General features: G+C 54.7%; 17 protein-coding genes. 8 read left to right on the forward strand and 9 right to left on the reverse strand.

Translation table 11 applies throughout. The features are described from left to right. Window positions 1-54: 54 nt before the first annotated feature. From GOB83_RS11350 to GOB83_RS11360, 3 genes are all read right to left on the reverse strand, one after another. A complete protein-coding gene (locus GOB83_RS11350; RefSeq protein ID WP_165926183.1) occupies window positions 55-1401 on the reverse strand; it encodes an amidohydrolase family protein in 1347 nt (448 codons plus the stop codon). Window positions 1402-1423: 22 nt separating this feature from the next. Next, window positions 1424-2617: an arabinose transporter gene (locus GOB83_RS11355; RefSeq protein ID WP_165926129.1), complete on the reverse strand. Its 1194-nt coding sequence runs from the start codon at window positions 2615-2617 to the stop codon at window positions 1424-1426. Between the two features lie 137 nt (window positions 2618-2754). After that, window positions 2755-3972, reverse strand: a complete 1218-nt coding sequence (locus tag GOB83_RS11360; RefSeq protein ID WP_165926130.1) for a cation:proton antiporter — start codon at window positions 3970-3972, stop codon at window positions 2755-2757. A gap of 204 nt (window positions 3973-4176) precedes the next feature. Between GOB83_RS11360 and hmpA the strand changes: the two genes are divergently transcribed. Together hmpA and GOB83_RS11370 are read left to right on the forward strand one after the other, a co-directional pair. Continuing rightward, window positions 4177-5391, forward strand: a complete 1215-nt coding sequence (hmpA, locus tag GOB83_RS11365; protein ID WP_165926131.1) for an NO-inducible flavohemoprotein — start codon at window positions 4177-4179, stop codon at window positions 5389-5391. A gap of 366 nt (window positions 5392-5757) precedes the next feature. Then, window positions 5758-5991, forward strand: coding sequence for a hypothetical protein (locus tag GOB83_RS11370; protein WP_086646020.1), 234 nt, complete (start codon window positions 5758-5760; stop codon window positions 5989-5991). Window positions 5992-6000: 9 nt separating this feature from the next. On the opposite strand, the gene GOB83_RS11375 is transcribed toward GOB83_RS11370, so the two are convergent. Continuing rightward, complete coding sequence (locus tag GOB83_RS11375) at window positions 6001-6930, reverse strand: LysR substrate-binding domain-containing protein (RefSeq protein WP_165926132.1); 930 nt, start codon at window positions 6928-6930, stop codon at window positions 6001-6003. 124 nt (window positions 6931-7054) lie between these two features. On the opposite strand from GOB83_RS11375, the gene GOB83_RS11380 reads away from it, so the two are divergent. The 4 genes from GOB83_RS11380 to GOB83_RS11395 all read left to right on the forward strand — a co-directional run bounded on the left by GOB83_RS11380 (window position 7055) and on the right by GOB83_RS11395 (window position 10481). After that, on the forward strand, window positions 7055-7924 hold the full coding sequence (locus GOB83_RS11380; protein WP_165926133.1) for a pirin family protein: 870 nt from the start codon (window positions 7055-7057) through the stop codon (window positions 7922-7924). 57 nt (window positions 7925-7981) lie between these two features. Next, the gene (locus GOB83_RS11385; protein WP_165926134.1) at window positions 7982-8551 is read left to right on the forward strand and encodes an NADPH-dependent FMN reductase; all 570 of its coding nucleotides are present in this window, start codon (window positions 7982-7984) and stop codon (window positions 8549-8551) included. A gap of 215 nt (window positions 8552-8766) precedes the next feature. Next, entirely contained in the window at window positions 8767-9039 is a 273-nt protein-coding gene (locus tag GOB83_RS11390) for a hypothetical protein (protein WP_165926135.1), read from the forward strand. After that, window positions 9036-10481, forward strand: a complete 1446-nt coding sequence (locus GOB83_RS11395; RefSeq protein ID WP_165926136.1) for a PepSY-associated TM helix domain-containing protein — start codon at window positions 9036-9038, stop codon at window positions 10479-10481. Before GOB83_RS11390 ends, GOB83_RS11395 begins: the two co-directional genes overlap by 4 nt. On the opposite strand, the gene GOB83_RS11400 is transcribed toward GOB83_RS11395, so the two are convergent. Continuing rightward, window positions 10446-10784, reverse strand: coding sequence for a hypothetical protein (locus tag GOB83_RS11400; protein ID WP_165926137.1), 339 nt, complete (start codon window positions 10782-10784; stop codon window positions 10446-10448). The two genes, GOB83_RS11395 and GOB83_RS11400, sit on opposite strands and share 36 nt — an antisense overlap. A 105-nt stretch (window positions 10785-10889) precedes the next feature. Between GOB83_RS11400 and GOB83_RS11405 the strand changes: the two genes are divergently transcribed. Both GOB83_RS11405 and GOB83_RS11410 read left to right on the forward strand, forming a co-directional pair. Beyond that, on the forward strand, window positions 10890-11165 hold the full coding sequence (locus GOB83_RS11405; RefSeq protein ID WP_165926138.1) for a metal-sensing transcriptional repressor: 276 nt from the start codon (window positions 10890-10892) through the stop codon (window positions 11163-11165). A gap of 15 nt (window positions 11166-11180) precedes the next feature. After that, entirely contained in the window at window positions 11181-12290 is a 1110-nt protein-coding gene (locus tag GOB83_RS11410; RefSeq protein ID WP_165926139.1) for an S-(hydroxymethyl)glutathione dehydrogenase/class III alcohol dehydrogenase, read from the forward strand. Between the two features lie 63 nt (window positions 12291-12353). Here the strand turns inward: GOB83_RS11410 and GOB83_RS11415 are convergent, their stop codons facing one another. Genes GOB83_RS11415 through GOB83_RS11430 form a run of 4 tightly spaced genes read right to left on the reverse strand, consistent with a single transcriptional unit; the run spans window position 12354 to window position 14710 of the window. Then, on the reverse strand, window positions 12354-13928 hold the full coding sequence (locus tag GOB83_RS11415) for a PepSY-associated TM helix domain-containing protein (protein WP_165926140.1): 1575 nt from the start codon (window positions 13926-13928) through the stop codon (window positions 12354-12356). After that, entirely contained in the window at window positions 13925-14224 is a 300-nt protein-coding gene (locus GOB83_RS11420; protein WP_165926141.1) for a hypothetical protein, read from the reverse strand. Before GOB83_RS11420 ends, GOB83_RS11415 begins: the two co-directional genes overlap by 4 nt. Continuing rightward, window positions 14217-14498 (reverse strand): hypothetical protein, encoded by a 282-nt coding sequence (locus GOB83_RS11425; RefSeq protein WP_086646011.1) that lies wholly within the window; start codon window positions 14496-14498, stop codon window positions 14217-14219. Before GOB83_RS11425 ends, GOB83_RS11420 begins: the two co-directional genes overlap by 8 nt. Further along, window positions 14498-14710, reverse strand: a complete 213-nt coding sequence (locus GOB83_RS11430) for a hypothetical protein (protein WP_165926142.1) — start codon at window positions 14708-14710, stop codon at window positions 14498-14500. Before GOB83_RS11430 ends, GOB83_RS11425 begins: the two co-directional genes overlap by 1 nt. Window positions 14711-15108: the final 398 nt, after the last annotated feature.

Below are 15108 nucleotides of genomic sequence, written 5' to 3' on the forward strand. Positions count from 1 at the left end.
GCTCTGTGTGCCTAACCTACCCGTTTCCTGGCGTAATTTGGTATCCGACGGTCCTTACCGGAGTGTGAGCGGTATGGGGCCGGCTACGGCAGAGCCATTTTCCCACGTTTCCACCACACGGTCGGTATCAGAAATTACATTGGCGGGATTGCCTGCCACAACCAGCAGATCAGCCCTTTTACCTGCTGCAATAACGCCTCGGTCATGCAGGTCGAGTAATGCTGCGGCTGCCTCCGTTGCAATATGCAACGCCTGCAGGGGAGGCAGACCGGCTTGCACCATCAGAGCCAGTTCCCGATGCTCCGCAACCCCGGCAACCCGCAGGGGTGTTGCTCCACTATCCGTGCCAAAGCCAATTTTAACGCCTGCGGCCCACAATATTTTCAGGTTCTGCAGGTTGGTTGCAAGGGAGTGACGGGCAAAATCGGCTTTGCTGCTTGTTCTGTTTTCCTGCTGCCAGACGGGATTATTGATCTGCTGCTGCAAGGGGGCAGACAGGCCAGCCTCAACAAATGGGGTTTTCACCCACGCAGGCTGGTCAGCCCATGCTGTTGTGGCTTCATCCAGCTCCAGTGTGGGAATGTACCAAATCCCCCGTTCCTTGAGCATGGCCACAAAAGATGGGGGTACAAACCTGTCACGCACACCATGGGCCAGAATATCAACTCCGGCTGTTACCACATGCTCCGCATCGTCCAGGTCATGAATATGGGCAGCCACGCGCAGGTGTTTTTGGTGCGCTTCATCCACAACGGCCTTGATAATGGCCGGGTCCATTTTAACGGGAAGAGAGTGGTCAAAATCGTCCACCCATATTTTAATCAGGTCTGTGCCTTCGGCTGCCATGGTATCCACCGCCTGCCGGGCCTCTGCCTCCGTGCGAGGCCTGAAGAGCTGATCCGGAGCAACATGAACCGGCGGGGCCCCCTTAGGCACACCAATCCCCTGATCAACCCCAAACAGGTCTGCCGGTAGTAGCCCCATATGGGCATCCTTGCGCATAGGGTCAAACACGCGCGGAACATTATTCCCCAGCGCGGTAACGGTAGTCACCCCATAACGCCGGTACTGCGCCAGTTCAGCTGTAATGGTATCTGCCGTATAAAACTGCGGCCCTGTCTGCACCCCCTGCAACTGACCGATATGGCTGTGATCGGAAATTAGACCGGGCAAGACACTCATGCCCGAACGATCCAGAACACGGGTATTTGGAGGAAGAGGTATATCCCGACCGGCTGCAACAATTGCGCCGTCCTGCATGAGAACAGTTCCATTCTCAACCGGGGGAGCACCTGTGCCTTCTATAATCCGGATATGGGTCAGCGCCACAGGCGCAGTCTGGGCATGACCTGCTACGGGCAAGCCAAGAAGAAGGGCGGCGACTATAACGCGGGGTTTCATACGCATATCCATCCTGTTGTTTCTAGTCCGCCGCCACTGCGGCGCGCTCATGCCAGGCCAGACGGGCAGACAACAGAAGCCCACCAAGCCCCGCCATGCTCCCGACCATAAAAATGGCACCGTCTCCCGCCCATTCAGCCAGCAGGCCGGTCAGGGGGCCGGTAGCCCCATAGGCAAGGTCCTGAAAAGCTGCAAAGCCACCCATGGCTGTTCCCCGCATTTGCGGAGATACCCGCCGGACAACTTCCACCCCCATGGAGGGGAAAATCATGGAACAGCCACAACCAGTTAAAAAGGCTCCAGCCAGCGCAACGCTTGGGCCGGAGGCCTGCCACAGTAGAATCTGCCCACCAGTTTCCACCACCATGGACACAAAAGCGACACGTGCTCCCCCAAGCCTATCTGGCAGATGGCTGCACAGAACCCGGACCAGCACAAAAGCTACACCAAAAAAGGTAAGCCCCAGAGCAGCATGGGGCCAATGCCTGTGCAGGAACATAAGCGGCATAAAGGCACCTATGGCCGCAAACCCAATTCCTTGAAAAAAGACCACCAGACCAAGGTCGGAAATCTTGTTGATAATCCGGCCAATTGGTTGCCGCTCTCCCCCATGGGGAGGTACAGCCACAACGGGTGCAGCCATGGCAAACCCAAGCAGTGGCGTAACCATGCAGGCAAGGGCAACCAGTGCGTAGCCTCCCTGATCGTACAGGGCCAACCCTACTGGGCTACCAGCCGCCAGAGAGCCATACATCCCCATTCCCACAATGGACAGCACCCGCCCCGAGCGCTGATGCCCCATCAGCCCAATCCCCCATGCCAGCAGGCCAACAACAGTCAGGCTTTCCCCCAGCCCCAGCATCAACCTTGCCAGCATAAGCATGCCAAAAGCGGCCCACGGCGCTGGCAGCCAGGAAACCATAAGGGCCAGAGCACCACTTACGGCATAAAACGCCAGACCAAACAGCATGCAGCGCTTGCCGCCTTTATGGTCAGCAAACCGGCCGGCAAAACCACGGGTCAGAATGGTGGAGACAAACGCTACACCAACCGCCAGCCCAGCAAGGGCATTGCCCATATGCAGCGATGTTGCCACATAAACCGAGGTTGTGGGCATAGACATGGCAACAGCCAGATAAGACAGAAAAAGCGCAACCGCGAGCCACACCAGCAAACGCGGTGCCTTGTCCTGTTCTGCTGTGGGAGCGCTGGGCATTAAGGTTCCAGCTCCTTCGCCATACTGGCCGTGCCTGTGCACGGCCTTTAACCTTGTTCAGGTCTTGGCCAAGTCAGGCTTTTTGCCAAGACCTGTCTGCATGACAATGCTGTGAGGGGCGCTGTAGGCCCCGCCTGTCACGCAGCTCCGGATTTGCGAGGAGCAAACAGCCTGAATAATGGACCCGTGAGTGTGGTGGAAATAACGGCCAGAACCATAAGGGATGCAAACCCGAAGTCCGATAGCATACCCTGACCATGTAAAATGGTTGCGGCCACAATTTCCATCAGCCCCTTGCACTGGAGCAAGGCACCAACGCCCAGCGCCTGCCTTGGTTTAAGGCCGGCCGCGGGTGGGTAAATATAAACGGCTGCAATTTTGGTCACCATGGAAATAACAACCAGCGACAGGGATGCCACAACAGAGGGCCATGTTAAGGCATCCCCGTTAATATGCAGCCCGCTATGGCCAAAAAACATCGGGGCGAACCAGATCAGGGCAAACGTTCCCACAGCTTCCACCGGCAGGCGGCGCACCCAGCTCGGTGGCATGATCGCACCGGCAAAATAGGCACCGATCAATTCATGCAGGCCAAGCTGCATGCTCGCCCAGGACCCAGCCGCCAGATAAACCGGCACGGCAAGCCAGATAACCACCAATGGCGGATGACGGAAATGGTGAGAAGCCCAGTACCCCCCGGCAGCCAGCCCCACTAGCAAAAGAACAGCCAGCGCTTCCAGCCCTGTCCAGCCGTGCAGGGCGGCAGAACCACGGGCGGCAAACTGCAGGGCCGCCAGCCCGATCCACAATGCTGCGTCATCCACAACGGCCAGCTTGAGCGCTAACTGCCCCAAAGGTTTTTGGGCGGTATCAAGCTCCCGCACAACACCGATCAGAACCGGCAGGGCGCTCACTGCAATGCACAGGCCAATAGATGCCGCCGCTACCCAAGGTGTTGCGTCTGGTGCCTGCCAGCCATGAAGATGCAGAAAAACCGTGTAAGCCAGAAACGTACCAACACAAAAGGGAATACCCAGTGCTACGGCAGCCCCACCAAACAGCCGACCAATTGTAGGCTGCGCAAAGTCCTGCCCTGAAGGTTCCCCACCGGGATGCTGCCACATTTCCAGCCCGGCGGTAAAAGCCAGCACCAGCACGGCAACCCAGCCAATTGTGTTCCCGTAAACGGAGGGAATACCCATTTGCTGCACGGGCACATGCCATACGGCAAGGGCAATACCCACAAGAATGGGCAACACGGCTATTGGCAGCGCTTTTTGCATGAGCCGCCACAGAGCCCAAGGGAAAAACACAAAGATTGCGGCGTCGGTCAAAAGCGCTGTCAAATTTGCCATATTGCATCCTTTTTTGTTGAATTTTGTCCCTTGTAACGGATTACCCGCACGATATGCAAGTTTTGCATGCCTAGGTGCTTTTTATTCATAGCACTCATGGCTTTGGCTGCACATATTCATCAAACATAAGATGTATTTTGTTGACACCTTATGTAATCAGCCTTACTAAAGGTATCTGTATTTTACATCTTTTGGATGCGTCCCATGAGCACAATGCTTGATGACAAAACCCGGTCAATTGTTTCCGCCTGCGTTCCCGCCCTTGAAGCCCATGGGTTGGATATAACGCACGAAATGTACCGGAGGCTTTTGGCTAATCCGGAAATTCGTGATTTATTCAACATGTCACACCAAAAGGATGGGGAGCAGCCCAAGGCCCTTGCCCTTGCCGTGCTGGCATATGCCCGCAATATCAATAATCTGGGCGCGCTTGGCGCCATGGTTGAACGTATTGCCGAAAAACACGTTGGCCTCAACATTCTGCCAGAGCACTACCCCTTTGTAGGGGAAGCCCTGCTGGGTGCCATTGCCCACGTACTGGGCGATGCCGCAACGCCGGAAATTATGGATGCATGGGGCAAGGCATACTGGTTTCTGGCGGATGTTCTGATCGGCCGGGAAAAGCAGATCTATCAGGAACACGCAGACACTCCCGGAGGCTGGACCGGATGGCGCAGCTTTACGGTGCGCAAAATTGTGGTGGAAAGCAGCACAATCCGCTCGTTTGAACTCGTACCAAGCGACAATAAGCCCGTTATGCAGCACAAACCCGGCCAGTATCTGAGCTTCAAGCTTGATATTCCCGGCCATGGGTCCCAGCGCCGCAACTACAGCATTTCATCCGCCCCGGCATCCGACCATTATCGCCTGAGCATCCGCAAGGCCGATGGTGGCGTGGTTTCCTCCTGGTTCCATGACACAGTCAGGGAAGGGGACGAATTGCAGGTTTCTGCCCCTGCGGGTGATTTTGTTTTCACATCTGAGCCAAACACAAAGAACGTGCTCATCAGCGCGGGCGTTGGGTTGACACCCTTTATTTCCGCTTTAGGCGCAGTTGAAAAACTTCCCCACGGTCCGATTCACTTTGTGCATGGTGCGCATGCCCCCGACACGCAGGCTTTTGCCCCCTATGTGCAAAAACTGGTGGCTGAAGGTGTTATCAAGGCCGATATTTTTTACAGTGCAGGCGCACCGGCAGAAACATCTCCACTGCCCGGGCTTGCTTTGCACTCTGGCCGGGTAACAGCCGAATGGCTGGCGACGCAGGTTCAGCCAGACGCGCATTACTGGGTCTGCGGGCCTGAGCAGTTCATGCTGGATACTATTCTGGCGCTTAAAGCGCAGGGCGTTGCCCCGGCACAGATTCATTACGAGTTCTTTGGTTCTGCATCGGATGCGCAGTTGCTCGCCGCAGCCTAAAGCGGGTTGCACGCAATACACGTTGCTGAAATGTTTATAACAGGGCTGCCCACACATTTGTTTATGTGGGCAGCCCTGTTGCCTTGTGGGCCTGCCTTACCTGCACGGTAAAATATCCGTGCTTTGCCGCCATCAGGGACACAACAATGTGCGGCGGCAACAACCATGAAAAACTTTCAGCACGGCCCCGCGTTGAATTATAAATAAAAATAATAAATAGGATAATCATTACCTTTACGCCCGGTATCAATACGCTATTTGCCACATAGCTAAAAAGTAATTAGATAGCGTTTATCGCTCTGTTTCATATGGGCGAAGGTCAAAACCAAGTGCCTGAACCAAATACATCCTGCAAGGATATGAAACATGAGCAAGAGCACAAAAGAATTTATTTTGTGGTTTTCAGCATTTCTGATTGTTGGTGGGATCATGTGGGGCGGGTCTAAGGTCCTGCATAATTACCGCCAGCAACAGTGGGACCAGTTTGTTCTGGAACACCATTGCGTCATTACCGGCACGCAGCCGTCCACTGGATTTTTTACATCTGACCAAACCATTTATCAGTGTGACAACACCGGCATTTATTACCGCAGTAAATAGTTCAGCCCCTCACGGGTTCTGGGCCAGAAAGGTGGAAGTCGCCATGTGCCGTTGCTGGCGACATTCCTCTGCCATAAAGTCAAGCAAGGCCCGCACTGCTGGCATAACGCCTTTGCGTGATGGAATAACCGCATGCACAAGGCCTGCACGGGGTGTCCACTGCGGCAGAGCCTGCATAAGCCGTCCGGCCTGAACATCCTTCCACACCATAATCGTTGGAAGCTGCACAATACCAACGCCTGCCAGCGCGGCCTCCCGCAGCACGGCCAGATCATCCGTTACCAGCCGTGGTGTATGAAAAACCGTGGCAGACTGCCCCTGCTCATTTTCCAAACTCCAGCAGTGTTCTGCGGGGTTGGTATGAAAGTCCATGCTGGGGAAAGCAGCCAGATCGGCAGGAGTTGCCAACTGTGCCGCCAGTATGTCAGGCGCACCAACCAGACACTGCGTACTGGTATCCAAGACCCGCATGACAAGATCGGATGGAGCAATGGGGGGAAACCGCACCCGCACCGCAAGGTCATACCCCTCCTGCAGAACATCAACCCGCCGGTTTGTGCTCTCCAGTTGCAACGTAACGGAGGGATAACGCACCAGAAACCGGGATAAAATAGCCCCGAACTGAAAATTGAGTAATGCCACAGGGCAACTCATACGTATTAAGCCGCATGGCTCTGCTTGCAACTGTGCAATGGACTGCTCCGCCAGTTCCGCTTCAGCCAGCATGGCTTTGCAGTGCTCGTAAAACCGCAGCCCTGTTTGAGTGAGGGAAAAATGACGGGAAGAGCGTTGCAGCAGTCTGGTGTTCAAAAACGTTTCCAGCACAGCAATCCGGCGGCTTAACAGCGATTTTTGCACACCAATTGCTCGGGCGGCAGATGAGAAGCCCCTATAGTCTACAACCTGAACAAAATAATAATAGTCGTTGAGGTCTCGCATCGTCCTGCTCATGCAACGCAATGTTTCATTTGCAACTCTTTATAGAACATTACACGACTTCTATGTTGAAGATAAGCAACAAGGGGCGGGAATTGCTGCCTGTTCCAACATCAGGAGGAAAACCATGCACAAAAAAGTTCTGGGGCGTTACGGCAACGACCGCGGGCATTGGGTGGGAAATGGTTTTCCCGTCCGTTCCCTTTTTTCCTACTCCACTCTGGGTCAGCATCTTAGCCCGTTCCTGCTGCTTGATTATGCTGGTCCGCACCAGTTCCAGCCAACAGAAGAGCGCCGCGGGGTAGGGGAACACCCGCATCGGGGGTTTGAGACCGTCACAATTGTTTATGATGGAGAAGTCGAACACCGGGATTCCTCAGGTGGAGGCGGCACCATCGGCCCCGGCGATGTACAATGGATGACCGCAGGTAGTGGTATTGTGCATCAGGAATTTCATTCCCCTGTCTATGCTGCCACCGGAGGTGCGTTCAGGATGGTCCAGCTCTGGGTTAACCTTCCGGCAAAGGACAAACAGGCTCCCCCTGCGTACCAGACGCTACTGGCCAAGGATATTCCCACAGTGGAGTTGCCTGATGGCGCTGGGTCCCTGCGCGTTATTGCGGGCGAATATGGGCACACTCAGGGGCCAGCCCGGGTGTTTTCCCCGCTGAATGTATGGGACGTGCAACTCGCACAGGGGGCATCGGTCACCCTGTCTCTGCCAGAAGGGCATAACGCGGCCGTTGTCTCTCTTGAAGGGCAGCTCAGTATTAATGACGCACAGGAACTTGGCAGTACGCAACTCGTTCTATTGGAACACAAAGGGACAGAGGTGAGCATTCATGCGCATGTGCAAAGCAGCCTGCTGGTGCTGACCGGAGCCCCCCTTAACGAACCCATTGAAGGGTATGGTCCTTTTGTCATGAATACCCGTGCAGAAATCCGGCAGGCTATTGAAGACTTCAACAATGGCCGTTTTGGCGGAATCCCCAGTTAGGCGGCCTTAACTCTTGGCCAAAAACACTCCGTTGCTTTGCAAAAAAGGACAAATCGCATGACCCCTTCTGCAAACCTGCATTTTGTAACGCTTCTGGGGAGCCTACGCAGTGCTTCCCTTAACGCGGCCATTGCCCGTAGCCTGCCCCAACTTGCCCCAGAAGGGGTATCTATTTCCGCACTGGGTAGCATTGCCGATTTTCCCCATTACAGTCAGGACGTGCAGGAGAAGGGTTTCCCTCCTGCGGTGCTGAACATGGCGGAGCAGATTCAGGCTGCAGATGGCGTCATTATTGTGACACCTGAGTATAATTACTCCATACCCGGTGTGCTCAAAAACGCCATAGACTGGCTCTCACGCATAACGCCCCAGCCTTTTGCCAAAAAACCCGTTGCCATTCAAACCGCATCACCCGGGCAGATTGGGGGCGCACGGGCGCAGTATCATTTACGCCAGAGCCTTGTTTTTCTGGATGCTTTTGTTCTGAACAAACCTGAAGCCATGATCGGGCTTGCCACAAGCAAAATTGACCCACAAACACTGGCCCTGACAGATGAACCCACCCGTGAGTTCCTGACACGGCAGATTAGCGCACTGGCGGATCTGGCCCGAACACTACAGCGGTAGTTTTTTATATGGCGGTCGAGCCAAACATACCCCTCACACGCTTGAGGGTGAGAGTAATTCGCATTACAAGGCGGTGCATTCGGATCTGTTCCAGATAAGGAAAGCCCGCCACCCATGCCTGTCGCGCCTTTAATGCCACCTCGCTCACGCAGAGCGCGCTTTATGGTGCCCTCACACGCAACGTGGAACAGGGCAGGGGGGCAGGCAGGCATTTTATGGGCAAGCGTGTGAAAAACTCCCACGCTTATGCCTACCGCATTACGGCTGCGCTGCTGGTCTGGCTTGCTCTGGTGCTGTGGGGGTCTGCCCTTGTGGCCTTGTCCCCAGCAATATCTCAAGCCACCATTCCGGGGTATCGTGTTCTGGCCAGCGCGCTAGCGCCTTTTGGCATGGTATGGGCATTTTGGGTCCAAAGCCCCCTTTATGCTCTGTGTGGAAGTGCCGGGCTTGCAGCCTGTGGCGGGCTTTTTCTGGTGCTGCACGCATGACCCCCGCACGCCGCTCCCGCTTGGCATGGCTGCACCGCTGGGCTGGGCTTGTAAGTGGGTGGGCAGCCTTTGCTATTTTCCTGACAGGCACGCTCGCACTATTTGACACCGAATTAACGCGCTGGATGCAGCCAGAAACCGCGATTATTCCCGACAAAACCTCGCCCACTCCCACCGCCATAGAGCATGCGCAGCAAATCCTGCGCGATGATGAGCGTGCAGGCGCGCCGCCTTCCTTTTTACTGTTACCAGATGCGCGTGACCCCACCTTACGCGTCCTGCATTATGATGGTCATAGTTTTGTTGGACCGGTTCTGGCCCCGCACACAGGCCAGCCAATTCCTGTTCGGCAGACAGAAGGGGGGAATTTTTTCTTTAACTTCCACTATACGCTGCACCTGCCAAACCCGTGGGGTGAGCGGTTGGTTGCAATGATCGCCTTTGCGTTTGCTGCCTTGGTGCTTTCTGGTGTTCTGCTGCATCTTAAACGCCTTGTGCCAGATTATTTTACGCTCCGGCTCAAAGCTGCCCTGCCACGCAGCCTGCTGGACCTGCATGTTCTTACAGGGAGTGCCATGCTCCCTTTCCATATCATGATCACATGGTCCGGCCTGATCTTAACAGCGGAAAACGCACTACCCGTCCTACAACTTGAGCAAGAAGCACCGACACAAGCTGAAGCTCCCCCGCAAAGTCCCACGCATTGGGCACCGCGGGCCTCTCTGGCGGTCATGCTCCAGCAGGCACAGGCCCATTTGGGTTCGATGCCGTCTTATGTGTTGTTTGATGATGGCAAAACCATTTTCTCCGCCATTCAGCACGACAGCCTGAATGCAAATGATCTGTCTGCCGAGTTCGATAGCCAAACGGGAGAGTTCCTGAGCCAAAGCAAAGAGCCATCACCTATCGAAAATGCGTTTTATACCCTGAACGGCCTGCACCTTGCCCGCAGTATGGGACTACTGTTGCGTTGGCTCTGGTTTGCCGGCGGTCTGGCATCCAGCATTATGGTGGCCAGTGGCCTTGTCTATTATACAGCAAGGCAGAAAAAACAGACCACACATGCCTTTGGTCTGGCAAAGCGTTTGAACATTGCACTGCTCGGAGGGCTTATTACCGCCTGCCTGAGCTTTTTTGTGCTGAACAGGCTCATCCCCGTCCAGTGGCAGGCTCGTGCCGCGCTGGAAGTGGCTGGCTTTTTTGGCGTATGGGCGAGTTGCCTTCTGCTGGTTATGCTCATACCCATTAGCAAAAGCGCGCGCATAATCGCCTGGGCAACCGGTTTGATAGCTCTTGCGCTCCCGGTCATTGATGGTTTGAGCATGCCTTTACAGGCGTGGGGGTCCATGCTGCATCTGACCGTTAACGGCACGTTCCTGTTAACGGGGCTAAGTGCCATGGGGAGTTTACGCTTTCTGCCCGTCTGGCGCAGCCATGACTGAAACAGTTTTGGGCCTGACCGAGAGCATAATTATTGCCGCCTGTATGCTCTGGGCCTGTAGCCTTGCTTTTGTGCGGAACAGGCTGGGATTTACCCGCAGCCTTCTACCCAAAAACCAGAGTGTTGCGTTACGTCTGTTTGCTCTGATCACATTCGGTTGTGCAATCAAAGTCAGTTTGGCGGCCCCAGCGGTTCCTGCGCTGGCAGTCTGTATTATGCTGCTCTCCGTAAACAGCGTCATCTTTGCAGTTATTTTCTGCTTTCTTGAAAAAAAACGATAACTGCAAACCGCTAAAACCAACATGCAGGGGCGCTCCCCATACGGTGGCCATGCGGCACAACACAAAGCCATAGCCAAGCACGCGGCAGGATACTATACTCCCCTATAGTAAAAGGACGAACATGCAGAATGCCCCATACACCAGAAGATAAGAAAAAAGCGCTTACCCGCCTGCGGCGGATCCGTGGGCAGTGCGACGCGCTGGAACGGGCCTTGGAGGCTGGGTCGGACTGTGCTCCCGTGCTTCAGCAACTTGCGGCAATACGCGGCGCGGTTAACGGCCTCATGTCCGAAGTCATGGGGATGTATGTGCATGAGGAGTTTGGTTCTGGCCAAGACCTTAATGCGGAAAAAAAGAAAAGCATCGACACCATTCTGTCCCTCGTACGCACCTATCTGAAATAACCACAAGGAACGATCATGAAATCCCGTGCTGCTGTTGCCTTCGCTCCCGGTGAGCCCCTGAAAATTGTGGAAATTGATGTCGCTCCCCCCAAAAAGGGGGAAGTTCTGGTCCGTATTACCCACACAGGAGTTTGCCACACGGATGCGTTCACCCTCTCGGGCAGTGACCCCGAAGGTCTGTTCCCCTGCGTTTTAGGGCACGAAGGGGCAGGCGTGGTTGTGGAGGTTGGCGAAGGCGTGACCTCCGTCGTACCCGGAGACCACGTTATTCCGCTTTATACGGCTGAATGTGGGAAGTGTGAGTTCTGTACTTCAGGCAAAACCAACCTGTGCATTGCCGTGCGCGAGACACAGGGCAAGGGGGTCATGCCCGATGGTACCAGCCGTTTTTCATACAACGGCCAGCCTTTGTACCATTACATGGGCTGCTCCACTTTTAGTGAATATACAGTTGTGGCTGAAGTCTCACTTGCCAAGATCAACCCCCATGCTGACCACGAACATGTCTGCCTCCTCGGGTGCGGTGTAACAACCGGTATTGGCGCTGTACATAACACGGCCAAAGTGCAGCCGGGTGACAGCGTTGCCGTTTTTGGTTTGGGTGGTATTGGGCTTGCAGTTATTCAGGGCGCACGGCAGGCAAAGGCTGGCCGGATTTTTGCCATAGACACCAATCCGGACAAGTTTGAACTCGCCTCTTCCATGGGAGCAACAGACTGCCTGAATCCGGCAGACTACGACAAACCCATCCAGCAGGTTATTGTGGACATAACGCGGTGGGGGGTGGACCATACGTTTGAATGTATTGGCAACGTAAATGTCATGCGTGCTGCACTTGAATGTGCCCACCGTGGCTGGGGGCAGTCCGTTGTTATTGGTGTTGCTGGCGCAGGGCAGGAAATTTCCACCCGCCCATTCCAGCTTGTTACCGGGCGTACATGGAAAGGCACAGCCTTTGGCGGTGTTAAAGGCCGCACCCAGCTACCCGGCATGGTGGAAGATGCCATGGAAGGCAGGATCGACCTTAAACCTTTTGTGACCCACACAATGGGGTTGGAAGATATTAACCATGCATTTGATCTGATGCATGATGGCAAATCCATCCGGTCCGTTATTATTTACTAAGTTTATCGCGTCCCTGTTTCTCCCTTTATTTCTTACGAAACTGAGGGAGAAACATCATACTGGTCAGGCAGACAGCCTGCACGTGGACCGCTTGACCGAGCGCAGCAAAAAGCAGCCCAGCACCAGCGCCACCATGCCAACCCCAAGAGAGGGTAAAATTGCTCGTCCCTCGACCATGGCAATAAGCACGGCCGGGACAATGGCAATGTTGGCACACCCCGCCACACAGAACAGTAATGGATCACGCTGGTTTTCACGCAGGAGAAAAGCCAGGCTCATACATAACAAAAACACCGTATAATATACGAGCGATGCCTGAGCATAAGTGCCCCCCAAGGGCCAGAATGGTGCGCATAGAAGTAAAATGGCAATGCCTGTTATGCACCCCGTAATACATCCGGTTGTCAGGCAGGAAAGCAGCCATGTGGCACGTGTTTGCGGGTTGCCGGCCTGCTGTTCGCGTTTTTGCCGCGCAATAATCCACAACCGGCAGCCAGTATAAAACAAAAAGGCCCCCCCCAGCCCAAGGCAATAGTAACCCCAGCGCACGGGAAGGCCGCCATAACTCCCAAAATGCAGGGCGACAAACGCGGTCAGTGCCGCAAATCCGGCAGACTGATGGCCCGGCAGATAATCTGCCGATAGAACCTTGCCACTGGCCGGGTCCACTACAGCAAAACCATTCGAGGCTCCACGTGTGGGGTAACGCTCATCATGCCCTGTGATTCTGAGCGTTGTTCGGCTTTTTCCTCTGTTTGACTGCGTTGTATACTCCAGCGTATCGGCAACAAATCCGGGGGCCTGCTTCTGTAATTCTACCAGAATGGCTTGTGGTGGCATCTGGCCTTCAAAGCTTACGGTACGGGTTCCGTTGCCTTTGCTTCTATCCCCAGCGTGACCATGCTGTTGCGCAGGACCATGTGCCACCGGCTGCCCCTGCTGGAACAGTTTGCCTTGCAGGGCGAAAATAGGCTCGTGAAACGCAAAGACAACGGCTGTTGCCGCAATAATAAAATGAAAGGGCAGTGAAAAGACCCCAACAAGATTGTGCAGGTCCAGCCAGACCTTGCGCGTTGCACTGCCGAACCTGAGGGCAAACAGCATTTTTTTGAGTGCTGGCAAAAATGCGATCACGCCGGACACCAGTGCCAGAAAATAGCCTACAGCCACACCCCCCATCGTGTAACGCGCTGCCGTATGCGGCAAAGGCAGACCGATCTGTTCATGCAACTGGTCAATAAAAAAAGGGATTTCTGATGGACGGCTGACAAGCGTGTGCAACTCCCCGTCAGGCGAGAGCGCGGCAAGCACATAATCCTGCGGACCGTGGCCCCTATGCGTTGGATCCTGTGGCCACATAAGACGGGCAGGGCGTGCGTTATCCGGATTAACAACTACTGTATAATGGCTGCTTGCATCCGGGTATTCGGCAAAGGCTTTTTGCAAAAGCTGGGGCGTATCCGCCAGTTCCACTGGTTGGGGCAGAGAGGGAGCGGGCGTAAGCCAGACCTGTAAGGGCTGTTCAAACATGCTTATGGAGCCCGCATAAAACGCCACAAACAGGAACAGACTACAAAGAATACCGACCCAGCTATGAACCTCCCGGTAAACCTGCACAATATCGGGGCGGATTTTCATGCCGTCGTAACTTTCGCCAGTATTTCAAACAGACCCCAGACAAGCATGGCCGCTCCGCCCAGTACGACCCATGCGCGCAGGCCAGAACGAAACAGGAAACAACTCCCCATAACGCCAAGCCACACCAGAACGGCCAGCCACATTAAAAACTGGGCTGAAGCCGTCCGCGGCTCCCCCGCGGTGCCGCACAGCAACCCCACTATCGCCATGCAGCCAAAGGAGAACATTATTCCCGGCACAATGCCTGCCACCAGCTTGGCAAGCCACTGCTTGTTAGTGAGCGGCAAGTCAGTCATGACCGTTTTTTCCAGACTGGAGCATGGCCATAACCAGCGGGAAAAAGCTGCAAACCACCATGAGAAGGAGCACGACCATAAAACAGGCACTCATCGTGCTTTCCACACCTCCAAGCATGCACACCGCCAGCACACCCAACCCCATGGCGGCAGACTGGCAAAACCGTGCATGAGGTCTACGCGTGAAAATACGCTGGTTTTTGGATGAAAGGTAAAACAGCACTCCACACAGCAGAGTGCAGCCTCCGGCGCCAAGCAGAAGCAGGGCAGACATCACTTTCCTCCATCCGCCAGTTTCAGCGGCAAACCGGCATACAACTGGTAATCGCCCACGGTTTTCACCCAGCTATGCAGCGGAGCATACCTGCTGGCCAGACCAGCCACCTGCGCACAAAACAACAGAACCCCGGCAAAGCAGGAGAGCGGGTGCTGACATAGCAGTATGTCCGGCCTAACAAAACGGGCCAGCAAGGTCATGTGGCTCATAGGTCTATTCCACCACATCATGTGAATAGCGGAGGTATATGCAATTAATAATTACTGTCAATAACATCCATACCGGATAACCTGTGGTTAAATCATCCTGTTGTGTTTAGGTCACAATCCGGTGCAAGTTCTATTCAACCTGCCCCAACCTGAGTTTGCTGAGGGAAGGGGATGCCTTCGTTCACGGCCGGATCAGCCACCGGGGTGTCCAGGCCAGCTCCGCCTACAACCCGTGGCAAACTGCCAGTTCTCCCGCTTGTATATACTCAGTTGGCCTTGTTTTTAATGCCAAGGCTCAACTCAAGCGCAGCCCTTGCATGCAGCATAGTGGTAATAAACCCATCATCTTGGATATTCCGCTTGCCAGCAAGAAGTGCCATAGTTACCAGCACTTAAAA

The sequence above is a fragment of the Acetobacter fabarum genome, assembly GCF_011516925.1.
In the GTDB taxonomy this organism is placed as follows: domain Bacteria; phylum Pseudomonadota; class Alphaproteobacteria; order Acetobacterales; family Acetobacteraceae; genus Acetobacter; species Acetobacter fabarum.